Source organism: Brevundimonas sp. BAL450, assembly GCF_015767455.1.
GTDB lineage: Bacteria > Pseudomonadota > Alphaproteobacteria > Caulobacterales > Caulobacteraceae > Brevundimonas > Brevundimonas abyssalis.
Window position 1 is genome coordinate 253,358 of record NZ_JADWOW010000060.1, and the last position, 16,333, is coordinate 269,690.

The 16,333-nt window shown below is 69.6% G+C and carries 10 protein-coding genes; 9 read left to right on the top strand and 1 reads right to left on the bottom strand.

What is annotated here, in order from left to right; translation table 11 throughout:
- The first annotated feature begins 5 nt into the window (after positions 1 to 5).
- Genes mutS through trpS form a run of 4 tightly spaced genes read left to right on the top strand, consistent with a single transcriptional unit; the run spans position 6 to position 8,139 of the window.
- Positions 6 to 2,699: a DNA mismatch repair protein MutS gene (mutS, locus tag IWC96_RS14135; protein WP_196839118.1), complete on the top strand. Its 2,694-nt coding sequence runs from the start codon at positions 6 to 8 to the stop codon at positions 2,697 to 2,699.
- On the top strand, positions 2,696 to 5,380 hold the full coding sequence (glnD, locus tag IWC96_RS14140) for a [protein-PII] uridylyltransferase (RefSeq protein ID WP_196839119.1): 2,685 nt from the start codon (positions 2,696 to 2,698) through the stop codon (positions 5,378 to 5,380). Before mutS ends, glnD begins: the two co-directional genes overlap by 4 nt.
- 35 nt (positions 5,381 to 5,415) lie before the next feature.
- Positions 5,416 to 7,059 (top strand): murein biosynthesis integral membrane protein MurJ, encoded by a 1,644-nt coding sequence (gene murJ, locus IWC96_RS14145; RefSeq protein WP_021696472.1) that lies wholly within the window; start codon positions 5,416 to 5,418, stop codon positions 7,057 to 7,059.
- Between the two features lie 42 nt (positions 7,060 to 7,101).
- The gene (trpS, locus tag IWC96_RS14150; RefSeq protein WP_021696473.1) at positions 7,102 to 8,139 is read left to right on the top strand and encodes a tryptophan--tRNA ligase; all 1,038 of its coding nucleotides are present in this window, start codon (positions 7,102 to 7,104) and stop codon (positions 8,137 to 8,139) included.
- 133 nt (positions 8,140 to 8,272) lie between these two features.
- Here trpS and IWC96_RS14155 read toward each other — a convergent pair whose 3' ends face one another.
- Positions 8,273 to 9,391 carry an aromatic ring-hydroxylating dioxygenase subunit alpha gene (locus tag IWC96_RS14155; protein ID WP_021696474.1) on the bottom strand — a complete coding sequence of 373 codons (1,119 nt, stop codon included), beginning with the start codon at positions 9,389 to 9,391 and terminating at the stop codon, positions 8,273 to 8,275.
- A gap of 49 nt (positions 9,392 to 9,440) precedes the next feature.
- On the opposite strand from IWC96_RS14155, the gene IWC96_RS14160 reads away from it, so the two are divergent.
- The 5 genes from IWC96_RS14160 to IWC96_RS14180 all read left to right on the top strand — a co-directional run bounded on the left by IWC96_RS14160 (position 9,441) and on the right by IWC96_RS14180 (position 16,062).
- On the top strand, positions 9,441 to 10,337 hold the full coding sequence (locus tag IWC96_RS14160; protein WP_045318739.1) for an alpha/beta fold hydrolase: 897 nt from the start codon (positions 9,441 to 9,443) through the stop codon (positions 10,335 to 10,337).
- 88 nt (positions 10,338 to 10,425) lie between these two features.
- Complete coding sequence (locus IWC96_RS14165; protein ID WP_196839120.1) at positions 10,426 to 11,631, top strand: acetyl-CoA C-acetyltransferase; 1,206 nt, start codon at positions 10,426 to 10,428, stop codon at positions 11,629 to 11,631.
- An 18-nt stretch (positions 11,632 to 11,649) separates the two neighbouring features.
- Entirely contained in the window at positions 11,650 to 13,821 is a 2,172-nt protein-coding gene (locus IWC96_RS14170; RefSeq protein ID WP_196839121.1) for a 3-hydroxyacyl-CoA dehydrogenase NAD-binding domain-containing protein, read from the top strand.
- A 77-nt stretch (positions 13,822 to 13,898) separates the two neighbouring features.
- Positions 13,899 to 15,083 (top strand): AI-2E family transporter, encoded by a 1,185-nt coding sequence (locus tag IWC96_RS14175; protein ID WP_021696478.1) that lies wholly within the window; start codon positions 13,899 to 13,901, stop codon positions 15,081 to 15,083.
- A 13-nt stretch (positions 15,084 to 15,096) separates the two neighbouring features.
- Positions 15,097 to 16,062 carry an alpha/beta fold hydrolase gene (locus tag IWC96_RS14180; RefSeq protein ID WP_021696479.1) on the top strand — a complete coding sequence of 322 codons (966 nt, stop codon included), beginning with the start codon at positions 15,097 to 15,099 and terminating at the stop codon, positions 16,060 to 16,062.
- The last annotated feature ends 271 nt before the right edge of the window (positions 16,063 to 16,333 follow it).

Genomic DNA, 16,333 nt, shown 5'->3' on the forward strand with positions numbered 1-16,333 from the left:
GCTTCATGAACGCCCCCGTCAAGCAGCCGACCGACGCCCGCCCGATCACGCCCGACCCGGGCGTGACCCCGGTCATGGCCCAGTTCCTGGACGCCAAGGCGAGGCACCCGGACTCCCTGCTGTTCTTCCGCATGGGCGACTTCTACGAGCTGTTCTTCGAGGATGCGCAGAAGGCGGCGGCGGCGCTGGGCATCACCCTGACCAAACGGGGCCTGCACAAGGGCGAGGACATCCCCATGGCGGGGGTGCCGTTCCACGCCGCCGAGGGCTACATCGCCCGCCTGATCCGTCAGGGCTTCAAGGTCGCGGTCTGCGAACAGCTGGAGGACCCGGCCGAGGCCAGGAAGCGTGGCTCCAAGGCGGTGGTTCGCCGCGATGTGGTGCGGGTCATTACGCCCGGCACCCTGACCGAGGACTCCCTGCTGGACGCCCGGGGCTCCAACCGGCTGGCGGCGGTGTCGGTCCGACGCGGCAGGGCCGCCGTGGCGGTGGTGGAGCTGTCCACCGGACAGGTGGAGACCGTCGTCAGCGAGCCCGGCGATCTGGCCGCCAATCTGGCCGCCTTCCGCCCGTCCGAGGTGCTGGTGCCCGACCGGCTGTTTTCCGACGACGACATCCGGGCTGCGCTGGACGGCTCGGGCGGGGTGGTCCAGGCCCTGGCGCAGGGGCTGGCCGAGCCGGCTGCGGCCCGCGATCGGGTCCAGCGCCTCTACGGCGTCGCCACCCTGGACGGTTTCGGCGCTTTTGAAGAGGCCGAGGTCTCCGCCCTGGGCCTCGCCGCCGCCTATCTGGAGACCACCCAAGCGGGCCGGCTGCCGGTGCTGAAAGCGCCGCGTCGTGCGGCCCGGGCCGGCTGGCTGGCCATCGATCCGGCCACCCGCGCCAGCCTCGAGATCGACCGCGCCCAGTCCGGCGCCCGCGAAGGCAGCCTGCTGGCCTGCGTCGACCGCACCATCACCTCCGCCGGCGGCCGGGCCCTGGCCGAGCGCATCACCCGGCCCCTGCGCGACCCGGCGGCCATCAATCATCGACTGGACGCCGTGGAGTGGCTGCTGGAACGCCGGGACCTGCGCCGGGATCTGCGCGAGGTTCTGTCCGGCTCGGCCGACGTGGCCCGGGCCGTGACCCGGCTGGCGCTGGGGCGTGGCGGCCCCCGCGATCTGGCCGCCGTCCGCTCGGGCCTGAAGACCGCCGAGGCGGTCTCCGCCCTGTTCGCCCGATCCCCCGATCCCCTGACCGGCCCGCCCGCCGAGATCGAGGCGCGGCTGTCGGACCTGTCGCCCACGCCCGACACCGGCGCCCTGCTGATCGACCTGCAGGAGGGGCTGGTGGACGAACCGCCCCATCTGGCCCGCGACGGCGGGCTGGTGCGTCCCGGCTGGCGGCCCGAGCTCGAGGCCGTGCGCACCCTGCGCGACGACAGCCGCAAGGTGATCGTGGACCTGGAGCAGCGCGCCCAGACCGAGTCCGGCGTGGCCTTCAAGGTCAAGCACAACGCCGTGCTGGGCTATTTCCTCGAAACCAGCGCGAAGAACGCCGAGCCCCTGCTGCGCCCGCAGGCCGACAGCCCCTTCATTCACCGCCAGACCCTGGCCAATCAGGTCCGCTTCACCACCGTGGAGCTGTCCGAGCTGGACGCGAAGATCAGCCAGGCCGGCGCCCGCGCCCTGGCCATGGAGGGCGAGATCTTCGAGGGCTGGCGCCGCACGGTCGCCGATCTGGCCGCCCCGCTTCAGGCCGTGGCCGACGCCCTCGCCGAACTGGACGCCGCCGCAGCGCTGGCCGAATGGGCCGTAGAGGCGGGGGCCGTGCGCCCCCATGTGGACGGGTCGCTGATCTTTCAGGTCTCCGGCGGCCGCCATCCGGTGGTCGAGGCGGCGGTCACCCGCGCGGGCGATCCCTATACGCCCAACAACTGCGCCCTGGACGGCTCCGGCGCGGACTGCGCGCGCCTGTCCATCGTCACCGGCCCCAACATGGCGGGCAAGTCCACCTTCCTGCGCCAGAACGCCCTGCTGGTGGTGCTGGCCCAGGCCGGCGCCTTCGTGCCGGCGAAATCCATGCGGCTGGGCGTGGTGGACCGGCTGTTCAGCCGCGTCGGCGCGGGCGACGATCTGGCGCGTGGCCGCTCCACCTTCATGATGGAGATGGTCGAGACCGCCGCCATCCTGACCCAGGCCACCGACCGCAGCTTCGTGGTGCTGGACGAGATCGGCCGGGGCACCGCCACCTATGACGGTCTGGCCATCGCCTGGGCCGTGGCCGAGGCCCTGCACGAGACCAACCGCGCCCGCACCCTGTTCGCCACCCACTATCATGAGCTTGCCCGGCTGGAGGAGCGGCTGGACCACGTCTGCAACCTGTCCATGAAGGCCCGCGAGTGGAACGGAGAGCTGGTCTTCCTGCACGAGGCGGCGCCCGGCGCGGCGGACCGCTCCTACGGCGTGCAGGTGGCCAAGCTGGCCGGGGTGCCCCCGTCGGTGGTGGGCCGCGCCCGAGAGGTGCTGGACCGGCTCGAGGCCGACAAGGCCTCCAGCGTCCGCCTGGACGACCTGCCCCTGTTCGCCGTGCACGAGCCCGAGCCGGTCTCCGGTCCGTCCCCCACGGACGAGGCCCTGGCCGCCATCAATCCCGACGAGCTCAGCCCCCGCGAGGCGCTGGAGGCGCTGTATCGCCTGAAGGGTCTGGCCCGCCCGTGACCCAGCCCTCCGCCCTGGACGACCGTCTCGCCGCCCTCAGGGCCGCGTCGGACGTCCGCGCCGAGGTGGCCGCCGCCCTGTCCGAGCACTGGAGCGCGGGCCGCGAGAAGGCGGCGTCGAAACTGGCCTCGGGCCTCGGCGGAGTCGAGGTGGCGCGCCTGTTCTCCGGCGCCGCCGACGAGATGCTTCAGGCCCTGTGGCGCTTCACCACCCAGGTCCTGCACCCGTCCGACAGCGTCGACGAGGACGGCAAGCTGGCCCTGCTGGCCACCGGCGGCTACGGGCGCGGCGTGCTGGCCCCCTATTCAGACTTGGACCTGCTGTTCCTGCGCCCGGCCCGGGCCGGCGAGCGCATCGAGCGCATCACCGGCTTCATGCTCTATGTGCTGTGGGATCTTGGGGCCAAGGTGGGCGTCGCCTCGCGCACCATGAACGAGGCCCTGACCCTGGCTCGCGACGACATGGTCATCCAGACCTCTCTGCTGGAGGCCCGCTTCTTGGCCGGTGACGAGGTCATGGCCGACGCCTTCCTCAAGGTGTTCCGCCGCGAGATGACCAGGACCGACCCCCGCGCCTTCATCACCGCCAAGCTGAAGGAGCGGGACCAGCGCCACTCCCGCGCCGGTGCGGTGCGTTACCGGGTCGAGCCCAACATCAAGGACGGCAAGGGCGGTCTGCGCGACCTCAACGCCCTGTTCTGGATCGCCCGGCGCCTGGCCCCCGACAGCGTGCTGGGCGCCGAGGCGCTGGAGGGGCTGCTCACCGGCCGCGAGCGCCGCACCTTCGAGGAGTCCTTCGATTTCCTCTGGCGGGTGCGCCACCACCTGCACCGCGCCGCCGGGCGGGCCGAGGAGAAGCTGACCTTCGACCTCCAGCCCGAGGTGGCCCGGCGCATGGGCTGGCAGGGGCGGGGGGACGAACCGGCGGTGGAGCGCTTCATGCGCCGCTATTTCCTGGTGGCCCGCGACGTAGGCGGCCTGACCCGCGCCCTCTCCGCCAAGCTGGAGGAGCGCGGCCAGAAGCGCGCCCTCAGCCTGACCCGCCTGATTCCCCGCCGCCGCCGCCAGCTGGGCGAGCCGGGCTTCGTGGAGGACCACGGCCGCCTGTCGATCACCGCCCCCGACGTGTTCGAGGCCGAGCCCCTGCGGCTGCTGACCCTGTTCCAGCTGGCCGACCGCCACGATCTGGACCTGCATCCCGACGCCTTCTCCGCCGTCACCCGCTCGCTGAATCTTGTGACGCCGAAGCTGCGCCGCGATCCGGCGGCGTCGGCGGCCTTTCTGGACATCCTGGCCGACGGCGACCGCCCGTACCGGGTCCTGACCCTGATGAACGAGACGGGGCTGCTGGGCCGGTTCCTGCCGGAATGGGGCCGCATCGTCGGCCAGACCCAGTTCAACATGTACCACGCCTATACGGTGGACGAGCACACCCTGCAGGCCATCGGCATCATCAACGACATTGCGCGGGGCAAGCTGAAGGACGACCATCCCATGTCGTCCAACATCATCGGCCTGATCCGCGACCGGCAGGTGCTGATGCTGGCCATGCTGCTGCACGACGTGGGCAAGGGCGGCGACCGGGGCCAGCTTGAGGACGGCGCCATCGCCGCGCGCCGGGCCTGCGAGCGCCTCGGCCTGGACCCGCGCCGGGCCGAGCTCGTGGCCTGGCTGGTGCGCCAGCACCTGACCCTGTCCGACTACGCCCAGAAGCGCGATGTGTCCGATCCGGCCACCGTGCGCGCCTTCGCCGAGATCGTCGGCGATCTGGAGCGCCTGCGCATGCTGCTGGTGCTGACCGTGGCTGACATCCGCGCCGTCGGCCCCGGCGTCTGGAACGGCTGGAAGGGCCAGTTGATGCGCGACCTGTACCGGCACACCGAGCGGCAGTTCCGGGGCGATGCGGCCGAGATGGACGATCCCCTCAGCCGCCCCATGGCCGCCTATGACGCCCTGATCGAGCGCGCCCGCCGCGACGGCGCCGCCGCCATGGCGGGCCCCTCCGACAACCAGGCTGCCGAGGTGGCCATCGCCGCGGCCGACCGGCCCGGCCTGTTCGCCCTGATCGCCGGGGTCATGGCCGATCTGGGGGCCGACATCGTGGGGGCGCGGGTCACCACAGCCGCTGACGGCATGGCCCTGGACATCTTCCAGCTTCAGGACGGGGCGGGCGAGCCCTACGGTCAGGCCGAGCCGCGCCGCCTGCGCCGTCTGCTGGCGGCGCTGGAGCGGGTCGGACGCGGCGGCGCCGTCACCCCGGCCGACCCTTCGGCCCCCGCCAGCCCCCGCCGCGCCGCCTTCGACGTGCGTCCTGTCGTCATGATCGACAATGCGGCGTCCGAGACCGCCACGGTGATCGAGGTGTCCGGCGCCAACCGGCCGCGCCTTCTGGCCCAGCTGTCCCGCGCCCTGGCCGATCTTGGCCTGTCGATCCGCTCGGCTCACGTGGTCACCTTCGGCGAGAGGGCGGCGGATTCCTTCTATGTCACCACCGACAAGGGCCGGAAGATCACCGGCGACAAGCGTCTGGACGCCATCCGCGCGGCGCTGGAGGCGGTGATGAATCAGGCTCCGCCGCCCAACCCGCGCGGCCGCCCGCTGATCCGCGCCCGGGCCAGCGCCCGCGACGTCTCCGAACTGGGCCGCAAGGCCGCCGTTCCCCGCCGCGCCGAAGCAAGGTAAGGGCGGGTGACGCGCCATCCCGGATGTTTCGCTGAATGACCATCGATCCCGAACTCCGGGCCTCGGCCTCGACCAATCCGCCCGCGCCGGAACCCCCGAAGTCGGGCGGCGTCATGCGTTCCTCGGCCATCTTCAGCGGCCTGACCCTGATCAGCCGGTTCGCCGGCTTCGCCCGTGACATCGCCATCAATGCGGTGCTGGGCGCCTCTGTGGGTCCGGCGGCGGACGCCTACAACACGGCCCTGAGCTTTCCGAACCTGTTCCGCCGCATCTTCGCCGAGGGCGCCTTCGCCGCCGCCTTCGTTCCGGCCTACGCCCGGAAGCTGCGCCTGGACGGCGAGGCGGCGGCCGACAAGGTGGCCACCGACGCCATCGCCCTGATCGCGGTCTCCACCCTGATCCTGACCCTGGCGGCCCAGCTGGCCATGCCGTGGCTGATGGCGGGCATCAACATCGGCTTTCTGGATGACCCGGTCCGCTACAATCTGGCGGTGATCCTGACCCAGATCACCATGCCGTATCTGCCCTGCATGGCCATCGCCGCCCTGCTGTCGGGTGTGCTGAACGCGCGAGGGCGGTTCATCGTCTCGGGCGCCTATCCGATCCTGATGAACGTCATCATGCTGATCGCCGTGCTGACGTCGAGCGGCGGGCCAGAAGGGGCGGCCTACGCCGTGTCCTGGGGCGTGCTGATCTCGGGCGTGGCCCAGGCGGGGCTGTGCTTCTGGGCTGTCCGCAAGGCCGGGGCCAACATCCGTTTCCGCATGCCGCGCCTGTCGCCGGAGGTGAAGGCCATCATCATCACCGCCGTTCCGGCCGTGATCGGCAACTCGGCCACCCAGATCAACGTCTTCCTGTCGGGCAATCTGGCCTCCTTCGTGGAGGGCGGGCGCAGCTGGCTGGCCACGGCGGACCGGCTTTATCAGCTGCCGCTCGGCCTCGTCGGGGTGGCCATCGGCATCGCCCTCCTGCCCAAGCTGTCCTCGGCCATCGCCGCCGAGGACCGCGCCCAGCAGCAGGCCTCCATGGACGAAGCGCTGGTCCTGGCCATGGCCCTGACCCTGCCCGCCGCCACCGCCATTCTGGCCATGCCCTATTTCCTCATCGACGGCCTGTTCACGCGCGGGGCGTTCCTCGAGGTGGACGCGATCAACACGGCGCAGATCCTGTTCCAGTTCGGCTGGGGCGTGCCCGCCTTCATCCTCATCCGCATACTGGCCCCGGCCTTCTTCGCCCGGCAGGATACGAAGAGCCCGATGAAATATGCCCTGGTGGCCGTGGCGGTGAACGCGGTGCTGGCCGTGTCCCTGTTCCTGCTGGGCGCCGGGGTGCAGGGGATCGCGGCGGCCACCAGCGCGGCGGCCTGGGTCAATGCGGGGCTGCTGGCCCTGACCTTGTGGCGTCGGGATCATTACCGTCCCGCCGCCACCGCCATCCGGCGCATGGCCCGCATCCTGATCGCCAGCCTGGTCATGGGGGCCCTGCTCGTGGCTGCGGTGTCGGTCCGCGCCATGATCGAGGCGCCCATCGACGGCCTGCTGGGCCGGGGCGGCAAGGAGATCGCCCTGATCGGCGTCACCGGCGTGGGCGGTCTGGTCTATCTGATCCTGCTGTTCGTCACCCGGGCGGTGACCATCGGCGAGGTGAAGGGTCTGATCCGGCGCGAACGCAAGGCCTGATCCCGGCTTGCCCTGCGGGCGACGCTGGGGCATTGCCACGCCATGTCCGACGCTGAACCCATCGCCTACACCGGCCCGCGCCGCATCCTGTCCGGAATCCAGGCCTCCGGCGCCCTGCACCTGGGCAACTATCTGGGGGCCCTGAAACGCTTCACCGCGTTGCAGGACTCCGGCGCGCCCTGCTTCCTGTTCGTGGCCGACATGCATGCCATCACCGTGTGGCAGGAGCCCGAAAAGCTGGCCGCCCAGACCCGCGAGATCGCCGCCGCCTACCTCGCCTCGGGGCTGGATCCGGCGAAGTCGGTGATCTTCCCGCAGTCGGCCGTGCGCGCCCACGCCGAGCTGGCCTGGATCTTCAACTGCGTCGCCCGCCTCGGCTGGCTGGACCGCATGACCCAGTTCAAGGAGAAGTCCGGCAAGCACAAGGAGCGCGCCTCCGTGGGCCTGTACACCTATCCGGTGCTCCAGGCCGCCGACATCCTGCTCTACAAGGCGACGGAAGTGCCGGTGGGCGAGGATCAGAAGCAGCATCTGGAGCTGACCCGCGACATCGCCGCCAAGTTCAACAACGACTTCGGCGTCCCCGGCTTCTTCCCTCTGCCGGACCCGTTGATTCAGGGACCGGCCACCCGGGTCATGTCCCTGCGCGACGGCCAGGCCAAGATGTCCAAGTCCGATCCCTCGGACATGAGCCGCATCAATCTGACCGACGACGCCGACGCCATCGCCGGCAAGATCAGGAAATCGAAGACCGATATGGGCGTCATGCCCGCGCCGGACGAGGCGCTGGACGACCGGCCCGAGGTGAAGAACCTTATCGCCATCTATGCCGCCCTGTCGGACCAGAGTCGCGAACAGGTCACCGCCGAGTTCGCCGGTCAGGGCTTCGGCGCCTTCAAGCCGAAACTGGCCGAGCTGGCGGTGTCGTCCCTGGCCCCCGTCACCGCCGAGATGCGCCGCCTGATGAACGACCCGGCCGAGATCGACCGCGTCCTCAAGTCCGGCGCCGAGCGCGCCGCCGAAATCGCCGATCCGGTGGTGGACGAGGTCAAACGCATCGTCGGCTTCTGGCGCGCCTGATTTTTAATCCCGCTCCTTCCCACGGCCTTATAATGGCGCTTCAGGGGACGAGACCGGGAGGGGCGATTTCAGACAATTCAGACTATTCAGACCCTGTTTTTTTCAGCGCAGAGTCTGAAATCACCGGGCGGCGTCAGCTGGTCCAGCGCAGGGTCGCGGCCTTGACCGGATTGGCGAAGGCCCGGTCTTCGGCGCGGCTCTTCAGCCATTCCCGCTTCAGCTGCTGGTACCACTTGGCCTGTTTGTCGGCGTCGTCGATCCACAGCAGCGCCGGGTCGTAGCGCAGGCCCTCGTTCTGCAGGTTCACCATGTCGCCGTCCTGCTTCAGGAAGGCGCGGGCGCCCCGCTTCAGGAACGGGCGGATCAGGTCGAACACCCAATGGTCGGACCAGAAGATCTGGGTGATGCGGGTCGTCGTCTCGGTCAGGGGCGTCAGGCAGGTCAGGGCCAGCACCTGTCTCTCGCCCACCTGGATATGTTCCCAGCGATAGCCGGGCAGGCGGAAGGTGATCTCGGTCGCCGGCTTGCCGCCCAGAATGCGGTAGGCGTAGGAATTGGATGACGGCGCGTGGCGGACCATGGCGAACCCATGGTCCCGCGGCTCGAAAGCCTTGGCCTTCTCGTGCCGGCTTTGGGCGCTGCGCCACCACCACTGCTGATGCACATAGGGGCCGTGAGCCGGGTCCATCAGGCCCACCACGGCGTGATCCACATGACTGTCGAAATCCATCCACTCAACCAGCTTCGCGTCGCCGCCCACCACGCCGGGGAACACCGGCGGGTCATGGTCGGGGGCCGACGGATTGCGAGGATCGGCGGCCATCCACACGAACACCAGCCCCTGGCTCTCGACCACGGGATAGGATCGCACCCGGATCCGGTCCGCCTCGAAGGCCTGGTCCTGGACCAGCGAGGGGATCGCCGCGCACACCCCGTCGGGCCGGAAACGCCAGCCGTGATAGGGGCATTCCACCGTCTCGCCCTCGCCGTCATGCTGGACCAGGCGTCCGGCCGACAGGGGGGCGGCCCGGTGGGGACAGATGTCCCGCATGGCGTAGACCTGGCCCGCGCGGGTGCGCCCGATCAGCACCGGCTCGCCCAGCAGTTCGTAGCGCTTGAGCCCGGCCGCTTTCACGTCCCGCGACAGGGCCGCGAAATACCAGGCGTCGGTGATGAAGCCCTTGCCGAAGGCGGTGGGCGGGGACTTGGCCTCGGGCACGGCCGTCTTGCTGGCGTCGCTGTCTGCGGGCATGAGTCGCCTATACCACTGGTCAAATCACGGCGCGAAGAGGGAAGCGGACATGGATCGCAGAATGGTTCTGGCGGGCGGGGCGGCCCTTGTACTTTCCGGCTGCGCCACCGGCTCGGTGGGTCAGGAGGCCGAGGCGCCCTTCGACGGCGCGCGCATCATGGTCTGGACCTCGGGTCAGGGCCGCGATCTGGTGCTGATCCCCGGTCTGAGCTCGCATCCGGAGATCTGGGATGATCTGGTGGCGCGTCTCGGCGCCGGCTACCGGGTGCACCGGGTCCATGTGCGCGGTTTCGCCGGACTGGACGCGGGCGACAACGCCTCGGGCCCCGTGGCCGCCCCGGTGGCCGAGGAAATCGCCGAATACCTGGCTTTCAACGACATCACATCCGCACCGGTGATCGGCCACTCCATGGGCGGCACCATCGGCCTGATGCTGGCGGCCCGTCATCCGGCGCTGGTCGAGCGGCTGATGGTGGTGGATCAGGTGCCCTTCATGGGCGTGTTCTACGGGCCCGCAGGGACGACCGCGGAGAGCGTCCGCCCCGTCGCTGACATGACCCGCGACCGCATGGCCTCGGCCGATGACGCGGGCTGGGCCGCCGGCGCGCAGGCCGCCATCGCGGGCATGGTCCTGACCGAGTCCGGCCGCGCCGGTCCGGTCCGCCATGCGGTCGAGACCGACCGCCGCGTCGCCGCCAACGCCATGCACGAGTTGATCACCACCGATCTGACCGGCGAGCTGGGCCGCATCACCGCCCCCACGACCGTGCTCTACGTCAACGGGCCCAACATCCCCCTGAGCGACGCCCAGCTGGATGGCGTGTTCCAGGCCGTCTACGCCCCGCTTTCCGGCGTCGCCCTGAAACGAATCCCCGACAGCGCCCATTTCATCATGATCGACCAGCCGGACGTATTCGAGGCTGAGGTCCGCGCCTTCCTCGACTGAGCGAAAAAAGTCGTAAGTTGACGTTGACGTAAACGTAGCATTTCGTCGGCAAACGCGCTAAGGAAGCGTCCTCAAAGGAGACGCACCCATGGCCGACGCCTACATCTTCGACGCCGTGCGCACCCCGCGCGGCAAGGGCAAGAAGGACGGATCCCTTCACGAGATCACCGCCCTGTCCCTCGCATCTCAGGTTCTGGAGGCGTTGCGCGACCGCAACGATCTGGACACCTCGCAGGTGGATGACGTGATCCTGGGCTGTGTGGCCCCGGTGGGCGAGCAGGGCGCCGACATCGCCCGCACCGCCGTGCTGACCGCCGGCTGGTCGCAGCTGACCGCCGGCGTCCAGATCAACCGCTTCTGCGCCTCGGGCCTGGAAGCCGTGAACATGGCCGCCGCCAAGGTGGCCTCCGGCGAGGCCCGCATGGCCGTGGGCGGCGGGGTCGAGGCCATGAGCCGGGTGCCCATGGGCTCCGACGGCGGGGCCTGGCCCATCGACCCGTCCAGCGCCATCGCCACCTATTTCGTTCCCCAGGGCGTGTCGGCCGACATGATCGCGTCCAAGTACGGCTTCAGCCGCGACGACGTGGACGCCTATTCGGTTGAGAGCCACAAGCGCGCCGCCGCCAGCTGGGCCGACGGCCGCTTCAGGAAGTCGGTGGTGCCGGTGAAGGACCAGCTTGGCCTCACCATCCTCGACCACGACGAGACCGTGCGTCCCAAGACCGACATGCAGGTCCTCGGCGGGCTGAACCCCTCGTTCCAGATGATGGGCGAGATGGCCTTCGACGCCGTGATCAACCAGCGCTACCCCGAGGTGGAGCGCGTCAATCACGTGCACACCCCGGGCAACTCCTCGGGCATCGTCGACGGTTCGGCCGGGGTGCTGATCGGCACCCTCGAGGCGGGCAAGGCGCTCGGCCTCAAGCCCCGTGCGAAGATCCGCGGCGCCGCCTCCATCGGTTCGGAACCCTCCATCATGCTGACGGGCCCCGAGCCCGTGACCCGCAAGCTGCTGGCCCGCCTGGGCATGGAGGCCGGCGACATCGATCTCTATGAGCTGAACGAGGCCTTCGCCGCGGTGGTCCTGCGCTACATGCAGGCCCTGAACATCCCCCACGACAAGATCAACGTGAACGGCGGCGCCATCGCCATGGGCCACCCCCTGGGGGCCACCGGCGCCATGATCCTGGGCACCGCGCTGGACGAGCTGGAGCGCTCGGACAAGACCACCGCCCTGGCCACCCTGTGCATCGGCGGCGGCATGGGCACCGCCACCGTCATCGAACGCGTCTGATCCGAAGGAGAAGCACCCATGGAAAACTTCAAGATCGAGATCGACGGCGACGGCATCGCCACGGTGACCTTCGACGTGCCGGGCCGCTCCATGAACACCCTGACCTCGGGCGTCATGAAGGAGATCCCCGAGTGGGTCGAACAGGTGAAGGGCGACGACGCCATCAAGGGCGTGGTCCTGACCTCCGGCAAGCCCTCGGGCTTCTGCGCCGGGGCGGATCTGGGCGACATGGCCGGCGGCATGCTGGGCGGCTCGGACCTGCAGGCGGCCTATGACGCCGGCTGGCGTCTGAACGGCGCCCTGCGGGCGCTGGAGACCTGCGGCAAGCCGGTGGCTGCGGCCATCAACGGCCTGGCCCTGGGCGGCGGCCTCGAACTCACCCTCGCCTGCCACTACCGCGTGGTCGGCGACAATTCGAAGATTCAGCTGGGCCTCCCCGAGATCAAGGTGGGTCTGTTCCCCGGCGGCGGCGGCACCCAGCGCCTGCCGCGCCTGATCGGCGTTCAGGCCGCCCTCATGCAGATGTCCGAGGGCAAGAGCTGGCGTCCCAAGGACGCCCTGTCCGCCGGCGTCGTCCACGAGGTGGTCGAGCCCGGCAAGGAAGTCGAGGCGGCCAAGGCCTGGATCAAGGGCGGCGGCAAGGCCGTCCAGCCCTGGGACGAGAAGAGCTTCAAGCTGCCCGGGGGCGGTCCCTATCACCCCGCAGGCTCGCAGGTCTTCATCATGGGCAACGCCATGCTGAGGAAGCAGTCCTACGGCAACTATCCGGCCGTCACCAACATGATGAAGGCCGTCTATGAGGGCGTTCAGCTGCCCATGGACGCGGCCCTGCGGGTCGAGACCCGCTACTTCATCAAGACCCTGATGACGCCGCAGGCCCAGGGCATGATCCGGTCGCTGTTCCTGTCCAAGCAGGAACTGGACAAGGGCGCCCTGCGCCCGGCCGACGTGCCCAAGTCCGACCCGAAGAAGGTGGCCGTTCTGGGCGCCGGCATGATGGGGGCGGGCATCGCCTATGTGCAGGCCATGGCCGGCATCGAGACCATCCTGATCGACGTCAGCCAGGAAGGCGCCGACAAGGGCAAGTCCTACGCCGAGGACATCCTGAAGAAGCGCGTCTCGCGCGGTCAGATGACCCAGGACAAGGCCGACGCCGTCCTGGCCCTGATCACCCCGACCACCGACTACGAGCTGATCAAGGGTTCCGACCTGGTGGTCGAGGCCGTGTTCGAAAGCCGCGACCTGAAGGCCGAGGTGACGAAGAAGGCCGAGGCGCAGCTGGCTCCGGGCGCCGTGTTCGGCTCCAACACCTCGACCCTGCCCATCACGGGTCTGGCCGAGGCCAGCGTCCGGCCCGAGGACTTCATCGGCATCCACTTCTTCTCGCCCGTCGACAAGATGATGCTGGTGGAGATCATCCTTGGCGAGAAGACGGGGAAGGCGGCCATCGCCAAGTCCCTCGACTATGTGATGAAGATCAGGAAGACCCCGATCGTCGTCAACGACGGGCGCGGCTTCTACACCTCGCGCTGCTTCGGCACCTATGTGGCCGAAGGTCTGGCCATGCTGGAGGAAGGCTACGCTCCGGCCATGATCGACAACATCGGTCGCGCCACCGGCATGCCGCGCGGCCCGCTGGAGATGCACGACGACGTGGCCCTGGACCTGTCGGTCAAGATCACGAAGCAGACGAAGGCCGATCTGGGCGACAAGTTCACGCCGCAGCCGGGCATGGAGATCGTCGAGAAGATGGTCGAGGAGCTGGGACGCTACGGCCGCAAGAACGGCAAGGGCTTCTATGACTATGACAGCAAGCCCAAGACGCTCTGGAAGGGCCTGTCGGAGCTGGCGCCGGTGACGATCGCCGAGTCCACGCCCGAGCTGGTCGAGGACCAGAAGCGCCGCCTGCTCTATCGCCAGGCGGTGGAGGTGGCCCGTTGCTGGGAAGAGGGCGTCATCGACGACCCGCGCGAGGCCGACGTGGGCGCCATCCTGGCCTGGGGCTTCGCGCCCTGGACCGGCGGCCCGATCACCATGATCGACCAGATCGGCCTGAAGGCCTTCGTGGAGCAGGCGGACAAGTACGCCGCGCAATACGGCGAGCGGTTCACCCCGCCCCAACTTCTGCGCGACATGGCGGCCAAGGGCGAGACCTTCTACGGCAAGTTCGCGGGCAAGAAGGCGGCCTGACCGTCCTCTGAGCATTGAAGCGGATGCGTGACGGGCGCGTCGGGAGAACCCCGGCGCGCCCGGTGCGTTAGGGGGCGATGGGAAAATCACCGACCGAAGCCGCGCCCGAGAAGGCCTCTGAACAGCGCGCCGATGACGGCCGTCTGCTGCGCCAGACCGTGCTGGTCGCGGGCGTCGTCGTCACGGCCCTCCTGATCTGGCAGCTCAGCCACATCCTGCTGCTGGTGTTCGGCGCCATTCTGCTGGCCCTGATCCTCAGCACCGCCGCCGAGCCGTTCGAACGGTACGCCAAACTGCCGCCCCGCCCCGCCGTGCTCGCGGCCCTGGCGTCGATCGTGGCGCTGATGACCCTGGGCGGCTGGATTTTCGGGCGCGAGATTTCCAGCCAGGCGTCTGATCTCGCCACGCGTCTCCCCCAGGCCTGGGATGCGGCGCGCGGCCAGCTGGCGACCCTGCCGTTCGGACCCGAGGTGGTGGAGCGGCTGGACAGCCTGATTGACCGGATGGGCGAAGGCGGCGGCGAAGACACCGCCCGACAGCTCGAGCCGGATGACAGCGCTCCGGGCGTCGCCCCTGCGCCGCCAGCCACCGACGGGAGCCTGCTGTCCGGTGAGGTCTTCTCCAGTCTCGGCGCCTTCGCCGGACTGATCGCCGGCGTGATCGCGGAACTGATTCTGGTCATCTTCGCCGGCATTTTCCTGGCCCTCAACCCCCGAAGCTACAGGGCCGGGGTGGTGCGGTTGTTCAAGAAGCGCAGCGCCTCCACCGCCGACATGGTCGGCAAGGCGTTCGACGTTTCGGGACTCGGTCTTCGGCGCTGGCTGCTGGGCCAGCTGGCGGCCATGGCGCTGGTGGGCGTGATCACGGGCCTGGGCGCCTGGGCCATCGGCCTGCCCTCGCCTCTGGCGCTGGGCATGATCGCAGGCGCGCTGGAGTTCGTGCCCATCGTCGGCCCGGTGGCGGCCACCATCCCCGCGCTCCTGCTGGCGGCCACGATGGGGCCCGAGATGATGCTGTGGACACTGCTGCTCTACGTCGGCATCCAGCAGCTGGAAGGCAATCTGATCATGCCCCTGGTGCAGAAGCGCATGGTGTCCCTGCCGCCGGTGATCGCCCTGTTCTCCATCCTGATCTTCGCCGCCCTGTTCGGGCCTCTCGGCGTGCTGCTGGCCACGCCATTGGCGGTGCTGGTTTTCGTGCTGATCAAGGGCGTTTATCTGGACGAACCGATCAGCGAGAAGGATGCTGCACCCTCCGATTGACGAGGAGCACCCCATGGACCGCCGCCTGATCGCCACCGACGGCCTGAACCAGTCCGTTCTTGAGGCGGGCGAGGGGCCGCTGGTGCTGCTGGTCCATGGGTTTCCGGAGCTGGCCATCAGCTGGCGCGCCCAGATCGACGCCCTGGCCGAGGCCGGCTATCGCGCCGTCGCGCCGGACATGCGCGGCTATGGCGCGACCGACCGGCCTGCGAGGACCGAAGACCACTCCATCCTGCATCTGGTGGGCGACATGGTGGGTCTGGTGCGGGCGCTGGGCGAGCGGTCGTGTGTGGTGATCGGCCATGACTGGGGGGCGTCCGTGGCCTGGCACTGCGCCCTGATGCGGCCCGATCTGTTCACCGCCGTGGCCGGGCTGTCGGTGCCGTTCCAGCCACGCCGGGCGAAGGGCCCGCCCATCGCCGCCATGCGCGCCATCGCCGCCCGGGCCGGGACCGACGACCTCTACATCACCCGGTTCCAGGACGCGGACGCCCATGCGCCGTTCGAGGCCGATCCCGAAACGGCCCTGAGGAAGATGTTCTGGGCCTATGACGGCGCCACCCCCGCCGATCAGCGCCACACCGGTTTTCTGAAGCCGGGCCAGTCCATGATTGACGGCGTCAGCGACGGGGCGACCCGGCCGCCGTGGATGAGCGGCGACCACTTCGCCGAGTATGTGGCGGCGTTCCGCGCGGGCGGGTTCAGGGGGCCGCTGGACTGGTACCGCTGCATGGACCTGAACTGGTCCCTGACCGCCTGGCTTCAGGACCGCACCATCGACGTCCCGTCCCTGTTCATGATCGGCGAGAACGACCCCGTGCGCCACTACGCCGGGCGCCATGAGAAGGCGCAGGCGGACTGGCTGACCGACCTGCGCGGCATGATCGAGATTCCCGGCGCCGGCCACTGGCTGCAGCAGGAGCGGCCCGAGGCGGTCAACGCGGCCCTGCTGGATTTTCTGGCAGGCGTTCGCGGCTGAGCCCCGGACAGGCTGAAGCGCCCGTCGGTGCGGGTTGATGGGAAGGGAGCGGGGCGCCGGGCCATCGCCCGGTGTATGGGATAGACAAATACCGTTTCGACGAAGGCTGACGCCCCGCGCGATCGTTCTTCCAGAGCCCCCGGTGGGCACGCGTCTTAGGCGCTAGCCGGTGTTCAGGCCCTGAACGGGCGGGCATGGACAGCGCTCCATGTCCCGGACCCGGCGAGTAATCCGCCCCGCCGCTATATCCCGCTCGATCACAGCCCGTCGC

Excerpts from the sequence above, each read along its gene's own strand:
- mutS (WP_196839118.1), top strand. The coding sequence starts at position 6 with ATGAACGCCCCCGTCAAGCAGCCGACCGACGCCCGCCCGATCACGCCC.
- murJ (WP_021696472.1), top strand. The coding sequence starts at position 5,416 with ATGACCATCGATCCCGAACTCCGGGCCTCGGCCTCGACCAATCCGCCC.
- trpS (WP_021696473.1), top strand. The coding sequence starts at position 7,102 with ATGTCCGACGCTGAACCCATCGCCTACACCGGCCCGCGCCGCATCCTG.
- IWC96_RS14155 (WP_021696474.1), bottom strand. The coding sequence starts at position 9,391 with ATGCCCGCAGACAGCGACGCCAGCAAGACGGCCGTGCCCGAGGCCAAG.
- IWC96_RS14160 (WP_045318739.1), top strand. The coding sequence starts at position 9,441 with ATGGATCGCAGAATGGTTCTGGCGGGCGGGGCGGCCCTTGTACTTTCC.
- IWC96_RS14165 (WP_196839120.1), top strand. The coding sequence starts at position 10,426 with ATGGCCGACGCCTACATCTTCGACGCCGTGCGCACCCCGCGCGGCAAG.
- IWC96_RS14170 (WP_196839121.1), top strand. The coding sequence starts at position 11,650 with ATGGAAAACTTCAAGATCGAGATCGACGGCGACGGCATCGCCACGGTG.
- IWC96_RS14175 (WP_021696478.1), top strand. The coding sequence starts at position 13,899 with ATGGGAAAATCACCGACCGAAGCCGCGCCCGAGAAGGCCTCTGAACAG.
- IWC96_RS14180 (WP_021696479.1), top strand. The coding sequence starts at position 15,097 with ATGGACCGCCGCCTGATCGCCACCGACGGCCTGAACCAGTCCGTTCTT.